A 26,496-nucleotide genomic window follows, 5' to 3' on the forward strand; every position below is an offset into this window, starting at 1 on the left:
GACCAGATCGAATAATCCGCAGAAAATTCGACGCTTTGACCCTTTACGCCCCCCCGAATCCGAGTCAGAAGTCAGCTGTACTCAGCAAGACTTTTTCCATTCCTTTCAAATACCTGCATATTTCCTCCCGGCCCCCGCCCCTCCCTCCGAGGGGCGGGGGTCTTGCTGTTCGGGCCCGCCCCATGGGATCGCTCCCGCAGGCAGGCCGGTCTCCGCATCCGCGCAGAACGCGTTTTGCCCGGGCGCACAATGCTTGAAAAAACAGACTGTCACATTCTGGTGACAGATCATCTGTTCGGGTGCCGGGGCGATCTCTGGACAAGCGCGGCGCGGGTGGTACGGTCCGCCCCGACCAAAGCACGACAGGAGCCCTCATGTCTCTCGACCCCGTCCTCGCCCATATCGACTCGGACCTCTCCGCCGCCACCGAGCGGCTGATGGAGCTGCTGCGCATCCCGTCGATCTCGACCGATCCCGCCTACAAGGGCGACTGCCAGACGGCAGCCGACTGGCTGGTGGCCGACCTGAACTCCATCGGCATCAAGGCCGAGAAACGCGTCACCCCCGGCCACCCGATGGTGGTGGGCCATGTGGAGGGCGAAGGCCCGCACCTGCTGTTCTACGGACATTACGACGTGCAGCCGGTCGACCCGCTGAACCTGTGGGACCGCGACCCGTTCGATCCAGCTATCGAGGACACCGCCAAGGGCAAGGTGATCCGCGGCCGCGGCACCGCCGACGACAAGGGCCAGCTGATGACCTTCGTCGAGGCCTGCCGCGCCTGGAAGAAGGTCAACGGCACCCTGCCCTGCAAGATCACCTTCTTCTTCGAGGGCGAAGAGGAATCCGGTTCCCCCTCGCTGGTCCCGTTCATGAAGGACCATGCCGAAGAGCTGAAGGCCGACATCGCGCTGATCTGCGACACCGGCCTGTTCGGAGAAGAGACCCCGGCCATCGTCACCACGCTGCGCGGCATGATGAGCGACGAGATCACCATCACCGGCCCGACCCGTGACCTGCATTCGGGCATGTACGGCGGCATCGCGATGAACCCGATCCGGGTGCTCTCGAAGGTGCTGGCGGCGCTGCATGACGACGAAGGGCGCATCACCGTCCCCGACTTCTACGAGGGCGTCCCCGAGATCGCCCCCGAGATCATGGCGCAGTGGGAAGCGCTCGGCTTCGACGAGACCGCCTTCCTGGGCGAGGTCGGCCTGTCGAAACCCGCCGGCGAGCAGGACCGTTCCGGCCTTGAGATGATCTGGTCGCGTCCGACCTGCGAGGTGAACGGCATCTGGGGCGGTTACACCGGCACCGGCTTCAAGACCGTGCTGCCCTCCGAAGCCCATGCCAAGATCTCGTTCCGGCTTGTCGGCCAGCAGGACCCGCACAAGATCCGCGAGAACTTCCGCAAATTCGTGAGCGACCTGCTGCCCGAGGACGTGAAGGTCACCTTCAAGACCCACGGTGCCTCCTTTGCCTCGCAGATGGAAACCTCGGATCCCATCTTCGAGAAGGCCCGCCTGGCGCTTTCCGACGAATGGCCGCGCGAGGCCGCCTATGTGGGCTCCGGCGGCTCGATCCCGATTGCCGGGCATTTCAAGAAAATCCTCGACATGGATTCGATGCTGATCGGCTTCGGCAAGGATGATGACGGGCTGCATTCCCCGAACGAGAAATACGACCTTAACTCCTTCCATAGTGGAATCCGGAGCTGGGCCCGCGTGCTGGACGCCCTGACCCGCTAAGGGTCGGCGATCATGGCGGGTTCCCGACAAGGAGGAGCCCGCCATGGTCCTGAATATCGAAGAAGAAATCGACGCCCGCATCGCCGCCATGGAGGCCGAGCCGCAGGCGTCCTCGGGCAGCCACATTGTCCGGCGTGAAATCCTGTTCATCACCGAAGCGGTCCACACCACCGGAGCCGAGGCGCTGTCCCCGGTCCGCGGCCTCGCGCAGATCGAGGTCTGCGGCACCGCCACCCCCTCTTCCGAGGTGCGGCGCGGCATCATCCGCTTCCGCCCCCGGGACGAGCTGCGCGCGCCCTATTACAAGGAGGCGGACCGCACCATCCGGCTGTGGCTGGACATTGCCCATCTGGACCACCTGGCGATGCAGCTCAATCACCGCAAGCGCTGGCTGTGGATCGGCATCTGGCCCGACGGCTACACCTATGCCGATGTGCATTCCCGCCCCTGAGGGGCGGGCCCCTGCCCGGTCAGACGCTCAGCGCAGCTCTCCGGCGGCGATGGCGGCCTGAAGCCGGTCACGGAAAGAGGTGTCGCGCTCCGGCAGCTCGTTCTCCACGTGGCTGGCCTCGGTCAGGAAGTGGTCATAGCCCCGGCCCATCTCGATCCCGCGGCGGGTGTGCATGTCGATGGCGTAATCGGGCACCTCGGGGGTGCGGTTGCGCGCCACCAGCTCCAGCCGGGCGAAGCCTGCCATGTCGTCCGAGGTCCGGTCCTTCGGCGCCCGGGCGATCAGGCGGATCGCATGGGCGGCAAACAGGAACCGCTCCGGAGAGGGCCAGGCGACGCGCAGGTGCTGCTGGAAGAGCGTCTCGATCAGCACCGGCAGCATCGGCTCTCCAAGGCCCACGTCCTCCACCGGAATCACCTGCAGCCGCGCCCAGAGCTTCTGCTCCAGCGCCTCGGAGGTCAGGAACATCTCGTAGCCCAGCAGCAGGGCCGTCTCGGCCGCGCCGCGACGCAGGGACTTCTGCAGCCCCGAGATCACCTCGTCCGCGGGAATGTCGTGATACGTGCGGACCTTCTGCCAGGGATCGGGGGGCATCGTCACGTCCATCGGGGGCTCCTGCGGGAAATGGGGTGGGCAGAAACGAAAACGCCCTCCGCGAAGGGAGGGCGCTTGCGCTTGAAGTGGCGCGGTTGACGGGGCTCGAACCCGCGACCCCCGGCGTGACAGGCCGGTACTCTAACCAACTGAGCTACAACCGCGTTGAGGGCGATTTACGGGACAGGGCCGGAGCCGTCAACGGGGAAAATCGACATCAGCGACAGAATTCGACGTTTTTCGCGCGAGGCCTTCCGGCACACGCCAAGCCCTTGGGCAAAAATGAAAAAAGCGCCCACGAAGGGGCGCTTTTCATTACGGCAGTGGCGCGGTTGACGGGGCTCGAACCCGCGACCCCCGGCGTGACAGGCCGGTACTCTAACCAACTGAGCTACAACCGCGCAGCTGCCGTGAGGGGGCTTCTATGGGCAGCGCACGGGACCGTCAAGACGCAGATGCCCCCCGAAACGACGAAATGCGCGGATTTTCCGGATGCCCTAGCTGCCCCCGCGCAGCGCACCGAAAGGCCGCGTCCGGACATGAAAAAAGCGCCCCGAAGGGCGCTTTTCATTACAGCAGTGGCGCGGTTGACGGGGCTCGAACCCGCGACCCCCGGCGTGACAGGCCGGTACTCTAACCAACTGAGCTACAACCGCGCAGCTGCTGTGGAGGGCGTTCTATTGGCAGGGAGGCAGACCGTCAAGCAGGATTTTCGCTTTTTCCTCGAGAAGTTGTCGCCCGCCCTGCCCGCCCCCTCACAGCCTCATGAAAACAAGGGCTAAGGCCAGAAAGGTGACGCTGCTTCCCCGGCTCATCCGGCCAGGAACGGCACCGGGATGCCGAAGGTCTGGGCCAGCAGGATGAAGTTCAGCGACAGCACCACCGCCGCCCCGGCCCCCGCCAGCACACGCCAGACCAGCCCCAGACGGAACGCCCCCATGATGTCGCGGCGGCTGACAAAGATCAGCAGCGCCACCATCGGCACCGGCAGCGCGATGCTCAGCACCACCTGGCTGAGGACCAGCGCCCGCGTCGCATCCACCCCCATGGCCACGACGGCGAAGGCCGGGATCATGGTGACGAGACGGCGCAGCCAGACCGGGACGCGGCGGCGGATGAAGCCCTGCATGATCATCTGCCCCGCCATCGTCCCCACCACCGAGGAAGAGATCCCCGAGGCGATCAGCGACAGCAGGAAGAAGCCCGCCGCCGCCCCGCCCAGCAGCGGCGTGAGGGTGTGATAGGCGGTTTCGATCTCGGCCACCTCGGAATGGCCCTGATGGAAGGCCGAGGCCGCCATCATCACCATCGCCATGTTGACCAGCCCGGCCCCGGCAAGGGCGATGATCACCTCGCGGTTGGAATAGGTCAGCAGCTTGCGGCGGTCGCTGTCATTGCGCACCTCGGCACGGTTCTGCGACAGGCCGGAATGCAGGTAGATCGCATGGGGCATCACCGTGGCGCCGATGATGCCGACGGCGATGGTCAGCGCCATGGTGTCGGGCAGTTGCGGCGTGACCAGCCCGGCAGCGGTCTCTCCCCAATGGATCGGGGCGATGAACACCTCGGCCAGGTAGCTCAGCCCGATGATGCCCACGAAGAAGGCGATGACCTTCTCCATCGGGCGGAAGCCGCCGCGATCGAACAGCAGCAGCCCGTAGGTGACCAGCGCGGTGATCACCATCCCCGCCATCAGCGGCATGTGGAACAGCAGCGCCAGTCCGATGGCACCGCCCAGGAACTCGGCCAGATCGGTGGCCATGGCCGCGACCTCGCTCACCGCCCACATGATCCAGACCACGGGGCGCGGGAAATGCATCCGGCAGTGCTCGGCCAGGTTATGCCCGGTGACGATCCCCAGCCTTGCCGAGAGCGCCTGGAACAGCATCGCGATCAGGTTGGCGCCCAGCACCACCCAGAGCAGCGTATAGCCATAGCCCGCCCCCGCCTGGATGTTCGTCGCGTAATTGCCCGGATCCATATAGGCGACCGAGGCGACGATGGCCGGCCCGGCAAACAGCAGCGCCGCCTTCGGCCCGTGCCGCTTGCCGTCCAGCACGTCGGCAATCGCCTGCCTGGTCCGTCCGGAAGAATTGGTCATGGTCATGGTCGTAAGGACTTTTGCAAAAGGAACCTGGGGAAAATAAAGCCTCGGCTACAAAGAGGTCAATGATGTACAAACAAAAGTCTTAGCATGATAAGGTTTGCATTTGCGCCGCTGCCTCTCCGGCAGTCATTGCCGGCGGGTGACAAATCGTAGCCGGGCCTTCACAATGAAACCCGGCTTGCACGCGGATCGTTCCCTGCGTATCCCGGGCGCCCGGGCTTGCGCCGGGCGCGGGCCGGACGGCAGGTCGAAGCAGGCAGGCCACAGCAGGCAGGAATGATGTCGGAAACAGAAGACGCGCCGATGACCCCAGATGATGCCCCCGACTGCGCCGCCCAGCCGGCGGAACGCTTCAACCAGGCCCGTGCCGCCCAGGCCAACGCGGTGCTGGAGGATTACGCCGAGATGATCGGCGATCTGATCGAAGAGATGGGCGAGGCCCGGATCACCGACATCGCCGCCCGCATGGGGGTGACCCATCCGACCGCGACCAAGGCCGTGGGCCGCCTGAAACGCGAGGGGCTGGCGGTGTCGCGCCCCTATCGCGGGGTCTTCCTGACCGAGGAAGGCGCCGCACTGGCGGAACGGGTGCGTGCCCGTCACCGCACCGTGGTCGATTTCCTGGTCGCCGTCGGCGTGCCCGAGGAAAACGCCGAGCTGGATGCGGAGGGGATGGAGCACCACGTCTCCGACATCACCCTTGCCGCCTTCGAAGCCTTCCTGAAGGCCCGGACCCCCTGAGCGGCCCGGACCGGCGCCTTACTTCACCAGCGTCAGCTTCACCGGCGCCCCGCGGCGTGCCGCCAGACCGGCGGCGCGGGCGAAACTGCCGTGGATCGCATCCTCCAGCCCGCCCTCGGGGGTGCCGATGACCAGTTGCAGGGCATGCCCTTCGCGGGCGCGGGTGACCAGGCTCTGGGCCGCCTGCCCCACGGGTTCCTCCAGGATCTCCTCGCGGGCGCTCAGCCCGTCGGCCTCGATCCGGGCATGGGCGGCTGCCGCGATCTCCTCGGCGCGTTCGCGGGTTTCCAGCGCGACCTCCTGACCATCCAGCGCCTCGCGCAGGCGGACATGCAGGGCGACAACCGGCGCGTCCCCGGCGGCATGGGCCAGGGCGATGGCGCGTTCCAGCAGCTCCGCGTCGCGACCCGTGCCGTCCAGCGCCACGTAGACCGGCTGCGGCCCGGGCACAGTGGCCGGCGCGTCATGGATCAGCGAATGCCGCCGCGTGATCAGGATCACCGGGGCCAGCAGCGCGGCAATGGTGGCGACCGAAAACGCCGTCAGCACGTTGGTATGTTCGGCAATGGTGGGCACCGCGAAGGGCGCGATGACACCGGCGAACCAGCGCAGGAAGTTGTAGCCAGCCGAGGCCACGGGACGCGCGACGTTCGACACTTCCAGCGCCAGCTCGGTGAACAGGGTGTTGCAGACCCCGATCACCGCACCGCTGGCGATGATGCAAAGCGCGATGGCGGTCTTGTTGCCAAAGCCCATCACCAGCAGCAGCGCCGCCAGGATCACCAGGCAGACGGTGGTGACCGGCAGCAGGCCGAAGCGCGCCTCGACCCGGGGCGCCACGAAGACCGAGAACACCGCCAGCATCACGCCCCAGCCGAAGAAGATCGCCCCCACCGCATAGGCCGAAAGGTCCAGCACGAAGGGCGCGAAGGCCAGCACGGTGAAGAAGGCGAAGTAGTAGAACAGCGCCGCCAGCGACACGGTGAACAGCCCCGGGTGCCCGAGCGCCCGGATCGGCGCGCTGAGGGATGTCTTCTGCGCCGGTTTCGGCAGCGACGGCAGGAAGATCGCGATGGCGACAAAGCCCACCGCCATCAGGGTTGCCGTGCCGAAGAAGGGAAAGCGCCAGCTTTGCGCGCCAAGCGCCGCGCCGATCAGCGGGCCCGCCGACAGGCCAAGACCCATCGCCGCCTCGTAGATCAGCACCGCGCGGCCCGTGCCGCCCTTGGCCACCGCCACCAGCACCGACAGGGCGGTCACCACGAAGAAGGCATTGCCCAGCCCCCAGCCGGCGCGGAACCCCACCAGCGCCGCAACCGAATCCGAGGTCCCCGCCAGCGCCGAGAAGACCACGATCAGCACCGCCCCCATCAGCAGCGTGCGCCTTGCGCCAAGCCGGGAGGAGACGAAGCCCGTGATCAGCATCATCACCGAGGTGACGAAGAAATACGAGGTGAACAACAGAGAGACCTGCGCCGGAGAGGCCTTCAGCCCCGCCGCGATCGAGGTCAGGATCGGGTCCACCAGCCCGATGGACATGAAGCCCACCACGCAGGCGAAGGCCGTGGCCCAGACGGCCTTTGGCTGATCGAAGAAACCGGATGTGTCCGAGGGCGCTCCGGCGGCGCCCGCATCTGTGGATGACATGGGAAAGCTCGCGGATAATGTGGAAATCGCTTGAACCAAGGCGTAATCCTCGGCGCAGGAGGAATCAAGTTGTACGATACAATAAAATACCCGGAGTGACCCGATGACCAATGAAACGCCGTGCCCTGCCGATGCCGTCACCCGGATGGAGCCCGAGATCGCCTTCATGGTCCGCGGCCTTGAGGGCATCTACCGGCGGCGGAAATACCCGATGGAGCGGGCGCATTACCTGGTGCTGATGAACCTGCTGGAGGGGCCGCTGGCCAGCGGCGCGCTGGCGGCGCGGCTGTCGCTCGACCAGTCGACGATCACCCGGCAGATCGCCGCGATGGAAAAGCGCGGCCTGGTCGAAAAGCGCGCCAACCCGAAGGACGGGCGCGGCGTGGTGATCGCCGCCACCCCCGAGGGAGAGGCCCGCTACACCGAGATGCGCGCCCTGCGGCTGGAACGGCTGTCGGAAATGCTCTCGGACTGGCCCGAGGCCGACCGCGCCCGCTTCGCGGAGCTGATCACGCGCTTCAACAGCGCGCTGATGGCCTCGGAGGGCGGTCAGGTGCTGAAGGGGCGCTGAATGCGAACGGGCGCCCGCGAAGGGGCGCCCGCCAAAGGATCGAAACCCGGCCTCAGTGGCCGAAAACGTCCGAATCCGCCATGTCGGGATCCTCGCGGCCCATGCCATTCATCGCGGCCATCTCTGCCTCCGAAAGGGCAAATCCGAAGACATCGAGGTTCTCGGCCAGCCGCTTGGGGTTGGAGGATTTCGGCGCCGGCAGGTAGCCGGACTGGACATGCCAGCGCAGCACCACCTGGCCCGGGGTGACGCCATGGGCCTCGGCGGCGGCCGTCACGCGGGGATCGGACAGCAGTTCGCCGCCGCGCCCGATCGGGCTCCAGCTTTCGGTGATGATGCCGTGCGCGTTATGCACCGCAACGATATCGTCGCGACGGTGGTAGGGATCCAGCTGGATCTGGTTCACATGCGGCACGTAGCCCCGCGACAGCAGATCGTTCAGGTGCGTCACCTTGAAGTTCGACACGCCGATGGCGCGCACCAGCCCGGCATCCAGCACCTTCATCAGCCCCTCGAAGGCCTCCACGTAGCGGCCCTGGCCGGGGTTGGGCCAGTGGATCAGCAGCAGGTCGAGGTAATCGAGGCCCAGCCGCTCCAGGCTGCCCTCGCAGGCCTGGCGCACGCCTTCGACGGAATGCCAGGTCTTGTTGAACTTGGTGGTCACGAAGACCTCGTCGCGGGGCACCGAGGAGGCCCGCAGCCCCTGCCCCACGCCCTTTTCATTGCCGTAATTCTCGGCGGTGTCGACCAGGCGGTAGCCCATATCCAGCGCGGTCTCGACGGTGCGCGCGGCCTCGGCATCGTCCATCGGCCAGGTGCCAAGACCCAGCTTCGGCATCTCGACGCCATTCGACAGCAGCGTCACAGGCGCCAGCTCAAGTGTCGTGGTCATGGAAAAATCCTCTTGTCGGAAAGCTCGGAGCGTTCCCTCCCGAAAACGCCCCGTCAAATCTGGCAGGTCGGGAACCCGCCCCCCACAGGTAGGGGCTGACGCCGCTTCGCGCCAGCCCAAGATGACGCAAAGGCAGTCTCGCACGGGCGATGCTTCGCCCGGCGCAGGGGGCACGACGGCACAGAGCCTGCCCCGCCCCGTCTCCCGGCACCATACCCCTTTCGGTCCATACCGCGCCGCGCCCCCTGCGGGCAGTCTGGCCCCGTTCGCGCAGCCCTCCAGAGGCCGCGCCGCTCCACAGGGATCAAAAAAGGACAGACGGGATGAACACCTCCTCCATCAGCGCCATCGCACTGGCCATGGCCTTCGGCTTCACCACCGCGGCCCAGGCCGAGGACAGCGTCAACGTCGGCGTGCTGCAATCGCTCTCGGGCACCATGGCGATCTCCGAGGTCACCGTGAAGAACGCCGAGGTCATGGCCATCGACGAGATCAACGCCGCCGGCGGCGTCATGGGTCACCAGATCAAGGCCGTGGTCGAAGACGGCGCCTCGGACCCGGCGATCTTCGCCCAGAAGGCCACCAAGCTGATCCAGAACGACGACGTGGCGACCGTCTTCGGCGGCTGGACCTCGGCGTCGCGCAAGGCGATGCTGCCGGTCTTCGAACGCGAGAAGGCGCTGCTGTGGTACCCCGTCCAGTTCGAGGGCAACGAATGCTCCTCCAACATCATGTACTCGGGGGCGCAGCCCAACCAGCAGCTGCTGCCCGCCTATGACTGGGCCAAGGCGGAAGGCTACAAGAGCTTCTTCCTGCTGGGCTCGGACTATGTCTTCCCGCGCACCGCGAACCTGATTGCCAAGAAGCACATCGCCAAGGACGGGCTGAAGCTGGCGGGCGAGGAATACGTGCCCCTGGGCGGCACCGATTTCTCGGCCGTGATCTCGAAGATCCGCGCCGCGAAACCGGATGTCATCTTCAACACGCTGAACGGCGACAGCAACGTGTCCTTCTTCAAGCAGATGGCCGCCGCCGGCATGACCCCGGAGAAGATGCCGGTCATGAGCTTCTCGATCGCCGAGCAGGAAGCCAAAGCCATGGGCCCGTCGCTGGTCGAGGGGTCCTATGCGACCTGGAACTACTTCCAGTCGCTCGACACCCCGGCGAACCAGAAGTTCGTCGCCGACTACCAGTCGAAATTCGGCGCCAATGCGGCGATCACCGACCCGATGGTGCACGGCTATCTTGACGTCTACGCCTGGAAGGCCGCGGTCGAGAAGGCCGGCTCCTTCGATCCCGACGCCGTGCGCAAGGCCGCCGTGGGCCTCGACTTCGACACCCCCCTGGGCGAGGCGCATTTCGCCGCCAACCAGAGCCTCGTGCAGACCGCCTATGTCGGCCAGCTCGACAAGGACGGGCAGTTCCAGATCCTGTGGACCTCGGACGCCCCGATCGAGCCCAACCCCTACGATCCGGTCGCCTTCCCCGGCAAGACCTGCAACCCGGTCACCAACTGAGCTGACACAGGGCCGTCCCCGCGCTCCCCGAGGGCGGCCCCTCCTTTCCCCAACATCGTAAGAAGGACAGACCAATGCTTGATGGCGCCCTCCTCGCGGGGCAGGTGTTCAACGGTTTCAGCGTGGCTTCGCTGTTCGTGCTGGCGGCCCTCGGCCTGGCACTCAGCTTCGGCCTGATGCGGGTCATCAACATGGCCCATGGCGAAATGCTGATGCTGGGCGGATACCTGGCCTACCTGACCTACCTGATCGTTCCCGGCCCGCTGGCCATCCTTGTCGCCATGCCGGTCGCCTTCCTGGGCGCGGCGCTGCTGGGCGGCATCCTGGAAATCACCGTGATCCGCAAGCTTTCGGCGCGCCCCCTCGACACGCTGCTGGCGACCTGGGGCGTCAGCCTGATCCTGCAACAGGGCGCGCGTTCGATCTTCGGACCGATCGGCGTCGGCGTCACCGCGCCGGACTGGCTCAACACCGGCTTCACCCTGGCAGGCGTCTACTTCCCCTCCACCCGGATCTTCATCCTGGCCGTTGCCGTGATCGTGCTGGTAGCGCTTGGCCTGCTGATCGCCCGCACCCGCCTTGGCCTGCTGGTGCGCGCCGTCAACCAGGACCGCATGATGGCCGCCGCCTCGGGCATCAACGTGCGCCGGGTCGATCTGGCCGTCTTCTGTCTGGGCACCGGGATCGCGGGGCTTGCGGGCGTCGTGCTCTCGCTGCTGGGGCCGGTGACGCCATCGGTCGGGCAAAGCTACATCATCCCCGCCTTCCTGGTGGTCGTGATGGGGGGCCTTGGCTCGATGGTGGGCACCACCATCGCCGCGATCATCCTCGGCCTTGTCTCGGCGCTCAGCCAGATCTTCGTCGATGTCTCGATGAGCCAGGTCCTGATGCTGCTTGCCGTGATCCTCTTCCTGCAGTTCCGCCCCCAGGGCGTGATCGCCACCCGTTCCCGCGCGCTGGAGGACTGATGCGATGACGAAATCCTCTCCCTTCCGTCACGCCTGGATCCTGGTGCTGATCGTCGCGGTGCTGGCACCGATGCTGGTCTCTTCCTACAACCTCAACCTGCTGGGCCGCTTCCTGTCGATGGCGATCCTGGCGGTCGGCATCGTCCTGATCTGGGGCGAGGCCGGCATCCTGACCCTGGGCCAGGGCGTGTTCTTCGGCCTCGGCGGCTATTCCATCGCCATGTACCTGAAGCTTTCGACCCTGCCCGAAGGATCGCTTCCCGACTTCATGGAATGGTCGGGCGTCATGGCCCTGCCGTGGTTCTGGTGGCCCTTCAAATCCGGCCTGCTGGCGCTGCTGGCCATCATCCTGGTGCCCGCCGTCTTCGCCGGGATCTTCGCCTGGGCCATGTTCCGCCGCCGCATCGCCGGCGTCTACTTCGCCCTGATCACCCAGGCCGTCGCCCTGACCTTCGCCACCCTGCTGACCAGCCAGCAAAGCACCACCGGCGGCTACAACGGTCTGACCGGCTTTACCGAGGCCTTCGGGATGCCCCTTGGCACCGATCAGGCCAACCGGACGCTCTACTGGATCACCCTGGCGGTGCTGGTCGCAGTCTTCGCGGGCTCCAAGTGGCTGATGGCGACCCGCTACGGCACCCTGCTGCGCGCCACCCGCGACGGCGAGAACCGCGTGCGCTTCCTGGGCTACAACACCACCCCCTACAAGGTCGTGGCCTTCATGCTGGCCGCCGTCTTCGCCAGCCTGGGCGGGGCACTCTTCACCCTGCATGCAGGCGTGGTGTCGCCGGCCTTCGTCGGCGTCGTCCCCTCGATCGAGATGATCGTCTGGGTCGCGGTCGGCGGGCGCAAGTCGCTCTGGGGCGCCGTGGCCGGTGCGCTGATCGTCAACTTCGCCAAGGACATCATCAGCTCGGCCCTGCCCGAGGCCTGGCTGTACGTCCTGGGCCTGATCTTCATCCTGGTCGTCACCTACCTGCCGAACGGTCTGGCCGGTCTGGTCGAGGATCTTCTGGCGAAATCGCGCCGCCCCGCCGCCCCCGAAGGCGCCCTCGTGGAGGAAGGCAAATGACCATGGCAACCGCTACTGCCGACCCGATCCTGAAGGTCGATGGCATCACGGTGGATTTCGACGGCTTCAAGGCCATCGACAACTTCTCGATGACACTGGAGCGTGGCCAGCTGCGCGTGCTGATCGGGCCAAACGGCGCCGGGAAATCGACGCTCTGCGACACGATCATCGGGCGGGTGCATTCGGCCTCGGGCAGCGTCACCTTCAACGGCGAGAACATCACCAACAAGCCGGAGTTCGAGATCGTGCGCCGCGGCATCTGCCGCAAGTTCCAGACGCCCGGGGTGCTGCCCTCGCTGACGGTGCGCGACAATCTGGCGGTGGCCGCGCAGCGCGACCGCCGCTGGTGGACCGCCTTCCAGATCGGCGCCAAGGCCGCCGAGGCCCGCAAGGTCGAGGATATCCTCGAACAGATCGGCCTGACCGAGCGCGCCGACACGCTGGCGGCAGATCTGGCCCATGGCGAAAAGCAGTGGCTGGAAATCGGCATGGTCGTCGCCACCGAGGCCGACCTGCTGCTGCTGGATGAACCGACCGCCGGGATGGGGCCGAACGAGACCTCGAAGACCGCGAAGCTGATCCATTCCCTGCTGGGCAAGCACGCCGTGCTGGTGATCGACCACGACATGACCTTCGTGGAGGAACTGGGCGGCAAGGTCACCGTGATGCACCAGGGGAAATTCCTGAAACAGGGCAGCGTCGCCGAGGTGCGCGCCGATCCCGAAGTGGCCGCCGTCTACCTGGGCCGGGCGAAGGAGTAAGCTGATGGAAACGCTTCTGAAGATGGACAAGGTTTGCGCCGCCTACGGGCAGAGCCAAGTGCTGTGGGACATCGACCTGGATGTGGAACGCGGCGGTGCGCTGGCGCTGATCGGGCGCAACGGCGTCGGCAAGACCACCCTGCTGCGCACCATCATGGGCGTGCAGAAGACCACGAAGGGCCGGGTGCAGTTCGACGGTGCCGACGTGACCGAAGCCAAGCCCCACGAACGCTCTCGCGCGGGCATCGGCTTCGTGCCGCAGGGGCGCCATGTCTTCCCGCACCTGACGGTGGAGGAAAACCTGCAATCGGGACTGTCCGCCCTGACCGGGCGCGGCAAGGGCCTGATCGGCAAGGGCATCCCCGAGCATATCTATGACCTTTTCCCGAAGCTCCTCCAGATCAGGCACCGCAAGGCAGGCGTGCTCTCGGGCGGGGAACAGCAGCAGCTTGCCATCGGGCGGGCGCTGGCCGGTCAACCCAAGCTGCTGCTTCTGGACGAGCCGACCGAGGGCATCCAGCCCAACGTCGTCCAGCAGATCGAGGACGCCCTGCGCCGCGTGCGCACCGAGCTGGGCGTGACCATCGTCATCGTGGAGCAATACCTCGATTTCGCCTGGTCCTTTGCCGATGACTACTGCGTGCTGATGCGCGGACGCACCGTCCGCCAGGGGCGCACGGCCCAGGAAAGTGCGGCAGACGTAGCGCATCTGGTCAACGTCTGATCCGGGGCGCTCAGGCCCCATAGCAAGGGCGCCGGAGCGGAGGATGCGGGCAAAGGGCGGTCGGATGTCCTGCCGCCCCCTGCCCCCTCCGGACTGGGGCGGGCGCGGATGCTAGCCCCGTTCGGCCAGCACCTGCACCGCCATGGCGGCCGCCGTCGCCCGGTTCTCGGCCCCGAGCTTGGCGTAGATCTGAAGCAGGTGCTTCTTCACCGTCGCCGCCGAATTGCCGAGGATCTCGGAAATATCGAGGTTCGACTTGCCGGCGGCCAGCCAGACCAGCACCTCGGCCTCGCGCTGTGTCAGGGTGAAACGCTCGCGCAGCAGCGCCTCGCGGGCGCCGGGGACCTCTTCGGTGACGCGGAACAGGTATTCGCCGGGACGCACCGGGTTGAGGTAGGTGAACTCCACCTGGCCGCCCTCCAGCGCCACCCGCACCGCGCCACCCGCCGATCCGCGTGCCGACAGAAGCTGCGCCGCCAGCAGATCGTCCAGCACCAGCCGCCCGCCCGGCAGCAGCCCCGCCAGCATCTCTTCGGCGCGCGGCGTGCTCCACAAAAGCCGCCCGTCTTCGGACAGCGACAGCAGGCTGCGCCCGGTGGCATCCAGCGCCGCGCGCGCGCCCTCGCTGCGGCGCGCATTGGCCATGTGGACGCGGATGCGCGCGATCATCTCTTCCAGCTTGATGGGCTTGGTCACGTAATCGACGCCCCCCGCCGCCAGCCCCGCGACGACGTGATGGGTGTCCGTCAGGCCGGTCATGAAGATCACCGGGATATGGTCGCGCCCCGGGGTCTGCTTGATCGCCCGGGTGGTCTGGAACCCGTCGAGCCCCGGCATCACCCCGTCCATCAGGATCACATGGGGTTCCACCTTCGCCAAAAGATCCAGCGCCCCCTGCCCGGAGGTCGCGACCAGCACCGTCAGCCCCTCGGCCTCAAGCGTGTCGGTCAGCAGGCCAAGCGCCTCGGGGCTGTCATCGACGATGAGGACGGTTTCGCCAAGATCAGTCATCCGTTTCCTCCTTCAGCCGCGCCAACAGGCCCGGCAGATCGAACCCCTCGGCCAGCGCACGCCAGGCCGCCAGCCGCGCCGGGTCGACGCCGGTGCCCGCCAGCCGGTCCAGTTCGTTCAGCACGCCGCGCCGGTGGCCGATCTCGGCGGCGGCACGCAGGGCGGTGGTGTCGATGGCGGTCCGCACGGCGACAGGCGGCGGGGGGGCGGCCTTGTCGCGCAGCCAGGTCAGGTGCAGCAGCTCCCCGACGATCTCTTCCATGGCCTTCACCTCGAAGGGTTTCGCCAGGAAGGCATCGTGATCGGCACCGCCATCGCGCGGGGCGCTGGCGCGGGCATCCTGCGCATTGCCCGACACCATCAGGATGGCGATCCCGGGGAAGCGCGCGCGCAGGTGATGCGCCAGCTCCCAGCCATCCATCCCGGGCATGGCAATGTCCAGCAGCGCAAGATCCGGCGCCTCCGTGACCTTCTCCAGCGCCTCGGCCCCGCCCGTCGCGAGGGTCAGGGCAAAGCCCAGCGGCTCCAGCACCTGCCGCGTCAGCTCAAGGTGCTGGGGATCGTTGTCGACCAGCAGCACCCTGCGGCGCGGCCCCGAATAGCCGGTGACCGGCAGGTCCTTGGCCGGCGCCTCGGCCCCGGGTTCGGCCTCGAACATCAGCATCTCGACCGTCATGGTGCTGCCCTGGCCGGGGGTGCTTTCGACCCGGATGCGCCCGCCCATGATCTCGACCAGAAGCTTGGTGATGGTCAGGCCCAGGCCCGAGCCGGGGATCGCCTGCGCCCGGGCGCCGCTGCCGCGGTCGAAGGGCTGGAAGATCCGCTCCTGATCCTGCGGCGCGATGCCGATGCCGGTGTCGTGGACCTCGACCACCAGCATCGGGTCGCGGTATTGCACGCGCATCCCCACCCGGCCCGCCTCGGTGAATTTCACCGCGTTGGTCAGCAGGTTGATCAGCACCTGGCGGAAGCGCTTGCGGTCGGCCAGCACCTGCCGGGGCAGCCGCCCCGTGCGCGCATAGGCGAAGGCGATGCCCTTCTGCTCGGCCTGAAGGCGGAACATGTCGGCCAGCTGTTCCAGCAGCTCCGGCAGGGCGATGCGATCACGCGACAGCACCATCGTGCCGCTCTCGATCCGCGAGATGTCCTGCAGCGCATCGACCAGATCGGTCAGATGCTCGGCCGAGCGGCGGATGACGTTGACGGCGTTCTTCGGGCCGGTGCCGTCGCGCTCCATCAGCTGGGCATAGCCGTAGATGGAGTTCAGCGGCGTGCGGACCTCGTGGCTGAGGCCGGTCAGAAAGCGCGACTTGGCGATATTGGCCGATTCGGCGGCCGCGCGGGCCTTCTGGGCGGCGGCCTCGGCCTTTTCGCGGGCGGTGGCCTCTTCCATCAGCTGCTCGGCCTGACGCTGGAACTCGTCCTCGACCTTGCGGCGGCTTTCATGGGCCAGCACCAGGAACCAGGCGGTCAGGCCCGAGAGGATCAGCAAGGCCAGGAACGACACCCAAAGGGCGCCGGTCACCGCCTGTTCCTGCGCCAGACTGTAGCCCGGCGCCATCTGGTGCAGCACCGCGCCGTAAAGCCCTGCGATGGTCAGCGCGAACAGCAGCGTCAGCCCCGCCACCTGCCCGATGCGCGATCGCGTGCGCGCCGCGATCCGGGGCGTCAGCAGCCGGTCCGCCAGCCGCGCCGCCTGCTGGGAGGCGCGCGCATCGGTCTTGCACAGGTCCCGGCAGCGCCCTTCCAGGGAACAGCAGAGCGAACAGATCGGCACGCCGTAGGCCGGGCATTGCGCCATGTCGACGGGATCGAAGCGGTTCTCGCAGATGCCGCACTGGCACAGGCCATCGGCGCCGGGCGCGACCTGGCTTTCCCTCGCCAGGTAAAAGCGCCCGCCGGTGCCCCAGGCGATCAGCGGGGCGGTGAAGAAGGAAATGACCAGCCCGATGACGACGCAATAGGCCTGGGCGATCTCTCCGAACAGGCCGAGGAAGCACAGCACCGCCACCAGCACCGAGAACGCCATGGCGCCGCAGCCCACGGGGTTGATGTCGTAAAGATGGGCGCGCTTGAACTCCAGCACCGGCGGCGACAGCTTCAGCGGCTTGGCGATCACCAGATCGCCCGCGATGGCACCCAGCCAGCCGACCGCCAGCATGGAATACAGATCAAGGATGCTCTCGATGGCGCGGAAGACGCCGAATTCCATCAGCATCAGCGCCAGCAGGCAGTTGAAGACCAGCCAGACCACCCGGCCCGGGTGATTGTGGGTCAGCCGCGAGAAGAAGTTGGACCAGGCGATGGAGCCCGAATAGGCATTGGTCACGTTGATCTTCACCTGACAGACGCAGACGAAGACCCCGGTCAGCACCAGCGCCACGGTGGGATTGCCGAGGAGCTGGGCGAAGGCCATGTTGTAGATCTCTGCCGGCTGGGCCGCGCGCTCGGGTGCAAGGCCCTGCGACAGCGCCAGATAGGCCAGGAAAGAGCCCAGCACCAGCTTGGCCCCGGCGATGAAGACCCAGCCCGGTCCAGCCAGCACCAGCGCCACCCACCAGCCCCGGCCGCGTTTCACCGACATGAAGCGCAGGTAGTCCACCTGTTCGCCGATCTGCGGCAGCAGCGACATCAGCAGCGACAGCCCGGCCCCGATCAGCAGCGGGTCGAACCCGCCCGAGCCAATGGTTCCCGAATGCGACAGCCAGCCCGGCAGCCGGTCGCTGCCCATCAGCGCCACGATCAGCAGCGGCGCGACCTGCAGCACGATCCACACCGGCTGCGTCGCCAGTTGCAGAGAGGAGATCCGCTTGATCCCGAAGGCCGCGATGGGAATGACCACCAGCGCGGAGATCATGTGCGCCAGCCACAGCGGCAGGCCCAGCACCATGCTCAGCGCCACCGACATGATGCTGGCCTCGATGGAGAACAGCACGAAGGTGAAGCTGGCATAGACCAGCGAGGTGACGGTGGAGCCGATGTAGCCGAACCCCGCCGCCCGGGTCAGCAGGTCGATATCTAGGCCCGATTTCGCCGCCTGGATCGCGATGGGCAGGCCGATGGCGAAGGCCAGCACCATCAGCGCGGCAATGGCCACCAGCGCGTTCAGCGTGCCGTAGCCCAGCGTCAGCGATCCGCCCAGCGCCTCGCAGGCCAGGAAGGCCAGCGCCCCCAGCGCCGTCTGGGCCACCCGCGCGGGCTTCAGCCGCACCCGGTTGGCGGTGAAGCGCAGGGCGAAATCCTCCAGCGTCTCGTTCGCCGCCCACTGGTTGTAGCTGCGCCGCTCGACCGCGATGCGCTGGATGTGACTCATGCGTGTTCCCGTCCCGCCCCATGGGTCTGGCCCCGGCGCCCATTGTGGCACTTCCCGGGGGCGGGCCTCAATGGGCGGCGTCGGGAAACCCCGGAGAGATCAGGAAGATGGCCGGGCGGCTGCCCAAGCGCTCAGCCCCGCAGCAGCCGCAGCCCCGCATCCATGGAGCCATCGCGGATGTCGTCCTCAAGCGCGCGGCGCATCACCGTCAGATCGCGCGCCCGCATCGCCGCCAGCATCTCCTTGTGGTGATCCTTGGCGATGGTCACGTCGTAGGAGTTCAGCACCTGGCGCTGGAACGGCCCCAGTTGCAGCCAGATGCTCTCGATCATCGGCAGGGCGGGCTGGTTCGGGTTCAGACCGTAAAGCCGCTTGTGGAAGGCCTGGTTCAGCTGGGTCAGCGCATCCAGATCGCCGCGCGCCACCGCCGAGTCCATCGCAAGATCCGTGGCCGTCAGCTCGTCGATGACGACATCGGACAGCCAGGGGAAGGCGCGCTCGGCGGCGTGGCCCTCCAGCGTCAGGCGCAGGCGCACCAGCTCCTCGAAACGGGCGGCATCCATCTGCGGCACCTGAAGGCGGCGGTTGCCCAGCACGTCGATGGCCTGTTCGGAATGCAGCCGCCGCACCGCCTCCCGGATCGGCGTCGGACTGAGCGAGAGCGCCTCGGCCAGCCCCCGGAAGGTCAGCGCCGTGCCCGGCGGCAAGGCCCCCAGCAGGATCGCGTTGCGCAGCCGCGCATAGGCATAATCCTGAACGGTGAGCCCGGCATCATGGGGCACATCGGGGATTTGGCTCATTTTCCGTTCACCTCGTGCGGCAAGGATGCGTGCCAAGGGGTCTCCGCTTGACTCGATTCATAATGCTATCACATACTGAAAAAAGCTATCACAAATTACCCCCGGGGAGTTGAAAATGGACAAGGCCGAAGCCGAGCGCTGGCTGGCGGAACGCCCGGAGATCGAGACGATCTTCGCCTGCATCTGCGATCTGAACGGGGTGATGCGTGGCAAGCGCGTGCCGGCGGAACAGATCGACAAGATCGTCGACGGCAGCCTGCGGATGCCGCTGTCGCTTCTGTCGATGGACGTCTGGGGCGAGGATATCGAGGGCAACGACCTGGTCTTCGACACCGGCGATGCAGACGGGCTGTGCGATTTCACCGGGCGCTCCCTGTCCCCGGTGGACTGGACGTCCCGCCCCGCGGCCTTCGCCCAGCTCTGGATGCGCGAGGAGGACGGCACCCCCTTCGCCGGCGATCCGCGCCGGGCGCTGGCCGATATCGTGGCGCGCTACAAGAAGCTTGGCCTGACCCCGGTCGTCGCCACCGAACTGGAATTCTACGTCTGCGACCCCTCCGAGGCCGCGCCGCAGCCGCCCTGCTCTCCGGTCACCGGCAAGCGTCTGGACAGCGACGGCGCCCTGTCGCTGGACGAACTTCAGCATTTCGACGCCTTCCTGAACGAGGTCTACGACGCCTGCCGTGCCCAGGGCATCCCCGCCGATGCCGCGATCAGCGAAAACGGCGCCGGCCAGTTCGAGATCAACCTGCTGCACGTCGCCGACGCCATGGAGGCCGCCGATGATGCGGTCCTCTTCAAGCGCCTGGTGCGCGGCATCGCGCGCCGCCACGGCTTTGCCGCCACCTTCATGGCGAAACCCTATGGCGCGCGCGCGGGCAGCGGCATGCATGTCCACTTCTCGCTTCAGGACGAGACCGGGCGCAACGTCTTCGACAACGGCGGCCCCGATGGCAGCCCGATCCTGCTGAACGCCGTCGCCGGCCTGCTGGCCACGATGCACGAGAACACGCTGGTCTGGGCCCCGCACGAGAATTCGTTCCGCCGCCTGCTGCCCGGGGCGCACGCGCCTTCGGCCATTGCCTGGGGCTATGAAAACCGCACCACCGCGATCCGCATCCCCGGCGGCAGCCCGAAGGCCCGCCGGATCGAACACCGCGTCGCCGGGGCCGACGCCAACCCCTACCTGGTGCTGGCCTCGATCCTGGGCGGCGCGCTGGTGGGCATCGAGCGCGATATGGTGCCCCCGCCCCCCGTCATCGGCGATGCCTATTCCCAGGACCTCGACCACCTGCCGCCCGACTGGGCCTCGGCCATCGAAAGCTTTGCCCGCGGCCAGCTGGTCGGCCAGATCTACGCCCGCCGCCTGCAACGGATGTTCGTGCAGTGCAAGCAGCAGGAACTGGGCCGCTTCACCCGCCACGTCACCGATTTCGAATATCACAGCTATCTGGAGTCCGTCTGATGGCCCCCGCCAGCTACGCCGGAAACGGCGAACACACCGGCAGCTACTATGCTGCCTCCGCCAACCCCGCCCCCGAACGTCCGGCCCTGAAAGGCGCGATCGAGGCCGATGTCTGCGTCGTCGGCGCCGGCTATTCGGGCCTCTCCACCGCGCTGCACCTGGCCGAGAAGGGCTACAAGGTGACGCTTCTGGAAGGCGCCCGCGTCGGCTGGGGCGCCTCGGGGCGCAACGGCGGGCAGATTGTCAACGGGCTGAACGCCAGCCTGCAGACTATCGGGCGCCGCTACGGTGCCGATACCGCCCGCTTCGTCGCCGGCCTGGCGCTGGAGGGCGGCAACATCATCCGCGAACGCGTCGCCACCTACGGCATCCAGTGCGACCTGAAGCCCGGCAACGTCTTCACCGCGATGAACGGTCGCCACATGAAGGAGCTCGAGGAAATGCTCGAGCTCTGGCAGGGCTATGGCCTCAACTGCCTTGAGATGCTGGACCGCGAGGCCCTGTCGCGGCACGTCAAAAGCGATCTCTACACCGGCGGCATGATCGACCACATGGGCGGCCACATGCACCCGCTGAACCTCGCCCTGGGCGAGGCGGCAGCGCTGGAAAGCCTGGGCGGCACGATCCACGAACACTCCGCCGTGCTTTCCGTCGATACCGACGCCGCGCGCCCCGTGGTGCGCACCGCCGACGGCCAGGTCACCGCCCGCATCCTGGTGCTGGCCGGGAATGCCTACCTCGGCAACGCCGTGCCCGCGCTGGCAAACCGGGTGATGCCGGTCTCGACCCAGGTGATGGCCACGAAACCCCTGGGCGAGGCACTGGCACGCGAGCTGATGCCCGCCGACACCTGTGTCGAGGACCTGCGCTATGTCCTCGATTACTACCGCATGTCCGCCGATCACCGGCTGCTGTTCGGCGGCGGCGTGGTCTATGGCGGGCGCGACCCGGCGGACATCCGCAAAAGCCTGATCGGCAACCTGGCCCGCGTCTTCCCGCAGCTTGCGGATGTGCAGATCGACCACGCCTGGTCGGGCAACTTCGCCCTGTCCTTCAGCCGGGTACCGCAGATGGGGCGCCTCGGCCCCGCCACCTATTTCGCGCAAGGCTACAGCGGCCACGGCATCACCGGCTCGCACATGTACGGCAAGATCCTGGCCGAGGCGATCCATGGCGACACCACCCGCTTCGACACCTTCGCCGCACTGCCCTGGATCCCCTTCCCCGGAGGCCGCACCTTCCGCGTGCCCTACACGGTGATGGGCGCCTGGTGGTATTCGCTGCGCGACCGGCTGGGCGTCTGATCCGCCCGAAGCTTGGGCAGGGGCGGCCCTGCGCCGCCCGCCCACTCCCCGCGCCCATCGACCGGCCTGCGCGCCCCTGCGCGGCCTTGGGCACACCCGGACGGAGAGGCATCATCGGCGGCGCCGTGATCGGCGTCTCCACGGCCCTTACCCTGCTAAAGGACGGCCATGCCGTCACCCTGTTCGATCGCGCCGGCATCTGCGCCGGCGCAAGCCAGGGCAATGCCGGCGCCTTCGCCCTGACCGACGTGACGCCCATGGCCGCCCCCTACGCCGCCACCCGCTTCTGACCTCTCCATTTTCTTGTTCCAAATACCTCGGGGGAGCGCCGCAAGGCGCGGGGGCAGCGCCCCCTCCCCGGTCGCCGCAGCGAAAAGGCCCGCCGGATCGCTCCGACGGGCCCCTCCTCCTGCCGAAACCGCGCTCAGGCCGGTTCGAACCAGTCCTCGGCCAGGGTGATCTCCAGCCGCTCCTGCACCGCTTCGGCGCTGGAGGCCACAACCAGCCCGTAGCGTCCCGCAGGCGCCGACCAGCCGCCCTTCGCGACATCGAAGAAGGCCAGCTCCCGGGCCGTCACCGTGATCTCGGCCAGGCCGCTTTCCCCCGGTGCCAGCGCCAGCTTGGCAAAGCCGCGCAGCTCCTTCTCGGGGCGCGCCACCGGCGCTTCCGCCGGGGTCACGTAGAGTTGCACGACCTCCGCACCGGCCCGGTCGCCGGAGTTCGTCACCTCCAGCGACAGGGTCACACCCGCCGCCGTCATCTTGGTGGACGACACCTGCGCCGTGCTCCAGCCGAAGCGGGTGTAGCTCAGGCCGTGGCCGAAGGGGAACAGCACGGGCACCTTGCGGCTGTCGTGGAAGCGGTAGCCGACGAAGACCCCCTCGTCATAGCGCACATGGCCGCCCTCCCCGGGATAGGAGATCGCCGCCTGCGTCCAGGCGCCGTTGTCCTTCATCGCGACAGGGAAGCTCTGCGGCAGACGTCCGCCCGGGCCCACCTTGCCCAGCAGGACATCCGCCATGGCATGACCGACCTCCTGGCCGGGATACCAGAACTGCACCACGGCCTTCACCTTGTCGAGCCAGGGCATCTCGACCGGGCCGCCGGTCTGGAGGACCACGACGGTGTTGGGGTTGACCGCCGCCACCGCCTCGATCAGCGCGCCCTGATCGCCGGGCAGATCCATATGCGGCAGGTCGTGGCCCTCGCTGTCCCATTCCTCATTGCGCCCCACAAACAGCAGCGCCACGTCGCGCGCCCCCGCAAGGGCGACGGCGGCGTCGATCTCGGCCTGTCCGGTCGGCTTCTCGATGCCGAAGCGCAGCGCCCGCACGGTGATCCCGTCATCAGGATGATCGGGCGAATAGTAGTCGATCCGCAGCTCATAGCTGCGCCCCGCCTCCAGCTCCACCGTGCCGCGCTGCTCGTCATTGGCCAGCCCGAAGAAGTTCATGCCCTTCTGCCAGCCGGTCTCTCCGTCGATGATCTCCTGCCCGTCGACATAGGCGCGCGCAAAGCCCGCATTCACCAGACCGGCCACGTAGGTGCCGCTTTCGGCGGGGGTGAAGCGGGTCTCGATCCGGACCGAGAAATTGTCCTGATCGAAATCCTCGACCGGCAGGTCGAACCAGAAGAAATTCGCCTCCTGCTCGCTCAGGGTGTGCATCGGCGCGCCCTCGAAGGAACGGCCCCGGAAGAACGACAGCTTAAGATCGCCCTTCAGCACCTCGATCAGGCGGTTGTTGCCGCAGCCCGGAGCGGTGGCGACCTTGTCGGCACCCAGGGCGGCGCGCAGCCCCTCCAGCGGGCTGACGCGGTAGGGCGCGTTGATCTGCGCCGACCCGCCGCCCATGATCCGCGCCACGGCGGCATTGGGCCCGATCGCCGCGACCGAGGGGGCGCCCGCCAGCGGCAGGATCCCGTCGTTCTTCAGCAGCACCGCACCCTCGGCGCCCAGGCGCCGGATCAGCGCGCGGGTCTCGGGCAGATCGCGGGTGACCTCTTCTTCCGGGCCCTCGCTTTCGAAGGCGCCGACGCGTTCGAACAGCTTCAGCAGCCGGGCGCAGGCGGCGCGCACGGTTTCGGGCGCGACCTCTCCGGCCTCCATCGCCGTCAGCAGGCGGGCGCCGCGGTAGCGGCTGGGGCCCGGCATCTCAAGGTCGTGGCCGGCGTTGATCGACTCTGCCGTGGAATTGGTGCCGAACCAGTCCGACATGAAGATGCCGTCATAGCCCCACTGTTCGCGGGCGACCTCGGTCATGGCCCATTTATGAGCATCCATGTGCACGCCGTTCAGCCGGTTGTAGCCGGTCATCACCGCCCAGACGCCGGCCTTCTTCACCGCCGCCTCGAAGGGCGCCAGGTAGATCTCGCGCAGCGTGCGCTCGTCCACGTCCGAGGAGATGGTCTGGCGCTCGATCTCGCTGTCGTTGGCGACGAAATGCTTGATCGTGGCGCCGACGCCCTGGGCCTGAAGCCCCTCGATATAGGCCACCGCCAGCGCCGAGGTCAGCATCGGATCCTCGGAATAGCATTCGAAGTTGCGCCCGTTCAGACCCGAGCGGTGGATGTTCACGGTCGGCGCCAGCAGCACCCGCGCCCCCTTGGAGCGCGTCTCGGCGGCCAGTTCGCAGCCCATTTCGCGCGCCGCCGCGACATTCCACGACGCGCCAAGCGCGATGGCGCAGGGGAAGGCCGCCGCCTTCGTGCCGTTGGTCAGGCCGCCGGCCCCGCGCGCGCCGTTCGGCCCGTCCGAGACCTTGAGCTTGGGAATGCCCAGCCGCGCCACCGGCTCGGTGGTCCAGAAATCCGCGCCCGCCAGCAGCGACACCTGCTCTTCGGGGGTCAGCGCGTCCAGCAGGGCGGCGATGTCGACCGGCGTGCGGGAAGGGTAATCCTTGCTCATGAACTCTCCTGAGGTCTTCGGGCCCGGACACGCCGGGCGGGGGCAATGGATCGCGGGCCATCCGACAGGGACGCACGGCCCGCGACCAGAGCGGCAGCCCGTGCGGGAAGGTCACGGGACCGCCGGGAGGCAACCGGAGGCGTCGCCGCGCGGCGCCTGACAAAACCTATACATCAGTAGGTTTTTGTGTAAAGGGGGTCGGCGCCGCCCTGCGACCCGGGGGCGGGAGGCCGCGCGGGCGCCATCGCGGTTGACTTTCACAGGCGCGCGGGGACACTTCCGGCCCTCGGCCCGAGGGCGGTATCGGCAGAAGGACAGTGCCATGAACAGCGAACAGCCCGGCCCGGCCCCGGGCACCCCCGCCAGCGGCCCCGGCGCCCGCGGCAGCTACCGCAAGGGCCAGAAGCGGCGCGCCCAGATCGTCGACGCGGCGATGGAGATCTTCGGCAGGGCGGGCTACCAGAACGCCTCCTTCGCGGCAGTGGCCGAGGCGGTGGGGCTGACCCTGCCCGGCCTGCTGCACCATTTCCCCCGCAAGGTGGACCTGCTGATCGCCGTGCTGGAACAGCGCGACACCGACATGCGCACGCGCTTTCCGGTGATCGACGACAGCTGGCTGGGCACGCTGGACTCGCTGATCCAGGTGGCGCGCTACAACGAAACCGTGCCCGGTGTGGTGCGCGCCTTCTCTCTGCTGTCGGTGGAAAGCCTGACCGAGGACCACCCCGCCGCCGCCTGGTTCGCCGCCCGAACCGAGGAAACCCGCGGCCTGATGGCGCGTGCCTTCCGGCGCGGCCTGGCCGAGGGCACGCTGAAGCCCGACCGCGACCCCGAGGCCCTGGCCGCAGAGGTGATGGCGGTGATGGACGGCCTGCAAATCCAATGGCTGCGCGCCGGCACCGCCTTCGACCTGAGCGGCATCTTCGAGGCCTATGCCCGCCACTTCATCGAGACGCACCGCGCCTGAGCGCGCGCCGCGCGGCAGAGCTGACGCCTAGCCCTCTCCCCCGGGCCGCCGCCCGGATCGGGGTGCGGGGCCGGTCTGGCCCAGCAGGTTGTCCGAAATCCGCCGCAGCACCTCTTCGGTGGCGGCGATCTCGGCGGGGGTCAGGCCGTCCAGCGCCTGGCCATAGACCCGCTCGGCCTTGTCGCGCATCCGCCGGCGCAGCGCCGCGCCCTTCTCGGTCAGGTGCACCCGCTTGGCGCGGCTGTCGCCGGGATCGACCTCGCGGCGGACCAGCGCCATGCCCTCCAGCCGCTCGACCACGTCGCTGATCGTCATCGCCCCGGTGCGCAGCTCCTGGCCCAGCTCGGTCTGGGTCTGGCCATCCCGCTCTCCCAGGGCGCCCAGGATGCGCCATTGCAGCAGGGTCAGCCGGTAGGGTCGCGCCTCGCGTTCGAAGGCGCGCTTGAGCAGGCCGGCGGCCTCCTGGGTCAGCAGGCCGATGCGTTTCTTGCCATTGGTCGTCATGGACCTCTCCGGCAGGTTGCAGGCGGCGGGCGGATACAGCCCGGGCCTGTATCGCAGATAGGCCCCCCGCCCTGCCCTGTAAAGACGCGTCCGCCGCGCCATCCCGACGCGCCGGCCCCCTTTCCCATCGACAGGAGCGGCCCGTTGCCGCTAGCCTGCCGCCGTGGGAGGAGACAGCGCAAGGTGCGGGGCCGGAAACACCCGCCCCGGTCCGGTAACAGGACCGCCGGGCGGCCATCGGCAACAATCGGCCCCAGGGGCAGGCGGTGGCATGTTGCCGGAACGCCGCCGGGGGCGTCGAGGGGATTGCATGATCGCCTGCGACAGGCCATCAGGGCGGGGGAAAGCCGCTGGCAGAATGTTGCCCACTCTGACAGGAACGTGTTTTCAAGGCGGCCACCGCGCCGCACCATGCGAGTCGACAAGATGACAAG

22 protein-coding genes and 3 tRNA genes are annotated in these 26,496 nt (G+C 67.7%); 13 read left to right on the forward strand and 12 right to left on the reverse strand.

Going from position 1 to position 26,496, the window contains the following annotated elements; translation table 11 throughout:
• Nucleotides 1-374: 374 nt before the first annotated feature.
• Nucleotides 375-1,748, forward strand: a complete 1,374-nt coding sequence (locus tag KM176_RS00960) for a M20/M25/M40 family metallo-hydrolase (RefSeq protein WP_160891801.1) — start codon at nt 375-377, stop codon at nt 1,746-1,748.
• 43 nt (nt 1,749-1,791) lie between these two features.
• The gene (locus KM176_RS00965) at nt 1,792-2,199 is read left to right on the forward strand and encodes a hypothetical protein (protein WP_160891803.1); all 408 of its coding nucleotides are present in this window, start codon (nt 1,792-1,794) and stop codon (nt 2,197-2,199) included.
• 27 nt (nt 2,200-2,226) lie between these two features.
• Here KM176_RS00965 and KM176_RS00970 read toward each other — a convergent pair whose 3' ends face one another.
• The 5 genes from KM176_RS00970 to KM176_RS00990 all read right to left on the reverse strand — a co-directional run bounded on the left by KM176_RS00970 (nt 2,227) and on the right by KM176_RS00990 (nt 4,894).
• Entirely contained in the window at nt 2,227-2,805 is a 579-nt protein-coding gene (locus KM176_RS00970; RefSeq protein ID WP_160891805.1) for an AAA family ATPase, read from the reverse strand.
• A 75-nt stretch (nt 2,806-2,880) separates the two neighbouring features.
• Nucleotides 2,881-2,957: transfer RNA gene (locus KM176_RS00975), tRNA-Asp, on the reverse strand.
• A 160-nt stretch (nt 2,958-3,117) separates the two neighbouring features.
• Nucleotides 3,118-3,194: transfer RNA gene (locus KM176_RS00980), tRNA-Asp, on the reverse strand.
• A gap of 178 nt (nt 3,195-3,372) precedes the next feature.
• A tRNA-Asp gene (locus KM176_RS00985) sits at nt 3,373-3,449 on the reverse strand.
• A 155-nt stretch (nt 3,450-3,604) separates the two neighbouring features.
• The gene (locus KM176_RS00990; protein WP_160891807.1) at nt 3,605-4,894 is read right to left on the reverse strand and encodes an Nramp family divalent metal transporter; all 1,290 of its coding nucleotides are present in this window, start codon (nt 4,892-4,894) and stop codon (nt 3,605-3,607) included.
• Nucleotides 4,895-5,203: 309 nt separating this feature from the next.
• Between KM176_RS00990 and mntR the strand changes: the two genes are divergently transcribed.
• Entirely contained in the window at nt 5,204-5,641 is a 438-nt protein-coding gene (gene mntR, locus KM176_RS00995) for a manganese-binding transcriptional regulator MntR (protein ID WP_160891809.1), read from the forward strand.
• An 18-nt stretch (nt 5,642-5,659) separates the two neighbouring features.
• Here mntR and KM176_RS01000 read toward each other — a convergent pair whose 3' ends face one another.
• Nucleotides 5,660-7,288, reverse strand: a complete 1,629-nt coding sequence (locus KM176_RS01000) for an MFS transporter (protein WP_160891811.1) — start codon at nt 7,286-7,288, stop codon at nt 5,660-5,662.
• A 103-nt stretch (nt 7,289-7,391) separates the two neighbouring features.
• Here KM176_RS01000 and KM176_RS01005 point away from each other — a divergent pair, with 103 nt between their 5' ends.
• Nucleotides 7,392-7,859, forward strand: coding sequence for a MarR family winged helix-turn-helix transcriptional regulator (locus KM176_RS01005; RefSeq protein ID WP_160891813.1), 468 nt, complete (start codon nt 7,392-7,394; stop codon nt 7,857-7,859).
• A 52-nt stretch (nt 7,860-7,911) separates the two neighbouring features.
• Here the strand turns inward: KM176_RS01005 and KM176_RS01010 are convergent, their stop codons facing one another.
• Nucleotides 7,912-8,751, reverse strand: coding sequence for an aldo/keto reductase (locus tag KM176_RS01010; protein ID WP_160891815.1), 840 nt, complete (start codon nt 8,749-8,751; stop codon nt 7,912-7,914).
• A 323-nt stretch (nt 8,752-9,074) separates the two neighbouring features.
• Here KM176_RS01010 and urtA point away from each other — a divergent pair, with 323 nt between their 5' ends.
• The 5 genes from urtA (at nt 9,075) to urtE (ending at nt 13,793) form a co-directional block, all read left to right on the forward strand.
• Entirely contained in the window at nt 9,075-10,268 is a 1,194-nt protein-coding gene (gene urtA / locus KM176_RS01015; protein ID WP_160891817.1) for an urea ABC transporter substrate-binding protein, read from the forward strand.
• 74 nt (nt 10,269-10,342) lie between these two features.
• Nucleotides 10,343-11,236: an urea ABC transporter permease subunit UrtB gene (gene urtB / locus KM176_RS01020; RefSeq protein WP_160891819.1), complete on the forward strand. Its 894-nt coding sequence runs from the start codon at nt 10,343-10,345 to the stop codon at nt 11,234-11,236.
• A gap of 4 nt (nt 11,237-11,240) precedes the next feature.
• The gene (urtC, locus tag KM176_RS01025; RefSeq protein WP_160891821.1) at nt 11,241-12,308 is read left to right on the forward strand and encodes an urea ABC transporter permease subunit UrtC; all 1,068 of its coding nucleotides are present in this window, start codon (nt 11,241-11,243) and stop codon (nt 12,306-12,308) included.
• Nucleotides 12,305-13,069, forward strand: coding sequence for an urea ABC transporter ATP-binding protein UrtD (gene urtD / locus KM176_RS01030; RefSeq protein ID WP_160891823.1), 765 nt, complete (start codon nt 12,305-12,307; stop codon nt 13,067-13,069). The genes urtC and urtD overlap by 4 nt, the downstream gene beginning before the upstream one ends.
• Nucleotides 13,070-13,073: 4 nt before the next feature.
• Nucleotides 13,074-13,793, forward strand: coding sequence for an urea ABC transporter ATP-binding subunit UrtE (gene urtE, locus KM176_RS01035; RefSeq protein WP_160891825.1), 720 nt, complete (start codon nt 13,074-13,076; stop codon nt 13,791-13,793).
• 111 nt (nt 13,794-13,904) lie between these two features.
• Here the strand turns inward: urtE and KM176_RS25125 are convergent, their stop codons facing one another.
• The 3 genes from KM176_RS25125 to KM176_RS01050 form a co-directional block, all read right to left on the reverse strand.
• The gene (locus KM176_RS25125) at nt 13,905-14,804 is read right to left on the reverse strand and encodes a response regulator transcription factor (RefSeq protein ID WP_160891827.1); all 900 of its coding nucleotides are present in this window, start codon (nt 14,802-14,804) and stop codon (nt 13,905-13,907) included.
• The gene (locus tag KM176_RS01045; protein ID WP_160891829.1) at nt 14,797-18,117 is read right to left on the reverse strand and encodes a hybrid sensor histidine kinase/response regulator; all 3,321 of its coding nucleotides are present in this window, start codon (nt 18,115-18,117) and stop codon (nt 14,797-14,799) included. The genes KM176_RS25125 and KM176_RS01045 overlap by 8 nt, the downstream gene beginning before the upstream one ends.
• A gap of 131 nt (nt 18,118-18,248) precedes the next feature.
• Nucleotides 18,249-18,917: a GntR family transcriptional regulator gene (locus KM176_RS01050; protein WP_160891831.1), complete on the reverse strand. Its 669-nt coding sequence runs from the start codon at nt 18,915-18,917 to the stop codon at nt 18,249-18,251.
• A gap of 115 nt (nt 18,918-19,032) precedes the next feature.
• On the opposite strand from KM176_RS01050, the gene KM176_RS01055 reads away from it, so the two are divergent.
• Genes KM176_RS01055 through KM176_RS25245 form a run of 3 tightly spaced genes read left to right on the forward strand, consistent with a single transcriptional unit; the run spans nt 19,033 to nt 21,976 of the window.
• Complete coding sequence (locus tag KM176_RS01055; RefSeq protein ID WP_160891833.1) at nt 19,033-20,382, forward strand: glutamine synthetase family protein; 1,350 nt, start codon at nt 19,033-19,035, stop codon at nt 20,380-20,382.
• Nucleotides 20,382-21,686: an NAD(P)/FAD-dependent oxidoreductase gene (locus KM176_RS01060; RefSeq protein ID WP_160891835.1), complete on the forward strand. Its 1,305-nt coding sequence runs from the start codon at nt 20,382-20,384 to the stop codon at nt 21,684-21,686. The genes KM176_RS01055 and KM176_RS01060 overlap by 1 nt, the downstream gene beginning before the upstream one ends.
• Nucleotides 21,653-21,976 carry an FAD-dependent oxidoreductase gene (locus KM176_RS25245; RefSeq protein WP_311136127.1) on the forward strand — a complete coding sequence of 108 codons (324 nt, stop codon included), beginning with the start codon at nt 21,653-21,655 and terminating at the stop codon, nt 21,974-21,976. The genes KM176_RS01060 and KM176_RS25245 overlap by 34 nt, the downstream gene beginning before the upstream one ends.
• A 134-nt stretch (nt 21,977-22,110) precedes the next feature.
• On the opposite strand, the gene KM176_RS01070 is transcribed toward KM176_RS25245, so the two are convergent.
• Nucleotides 22,111-24,591, reverse strand: a complete 2,481-nt coding sequence (locus KM176_RS01070; protein ID WP_160891837.1) for a beta-glucosidase — start codon at nt 24,589-24,591, stop codon at nt 22,111-22,113.
• Nucleotides 24,592-24,913: 322 nt separating this feature from the next.
• Here KM176_RS01070 and KM176_RS01075 point away from each other — a divergent pair, with 322 nt between their 5' ends.
• On the forward strand, nt 24,914-25,558 hold the full coding sequence (locus KM176_RS01075) for a TetR/AcrR family transcriptional regulator (RefSeq protein WP_202397707.1): 645 nt from the start codon (nt 24,914-24,916) through the stop codon (nt 25,556-25,558).
• Between the two features lie 27 nt (nt 25,559-25,585).
• On the opposite strand, the gene KM176_RS01080 is transcribed toward KM176_RS01075, so the two are convergent.
• A complete protein-coding gene (locus KM176_RS01080; RefSeq protein ID WP_160891839.1) occupies nt 25,586-26,062 on the reverse strand; it encodes a MarR family winged helix-turn-helix transcriptional regulator in 477 nt (158 codons plus the stop codon).
• Nucleotides 26,063-26,496: the final 434 nt, after the last annotated feature.

The sequence above is a fragment of the Pseudooceanicola endophyticus genome, from assembly GCF_018760365.1.
Lineage (GTDB): Bacteria > Pseudomonadota > Alphaproteobacteria > Rhodobacterales > Rhodobacteraceae > Pseudooceanicola > Pseudooceanicola endophyticus.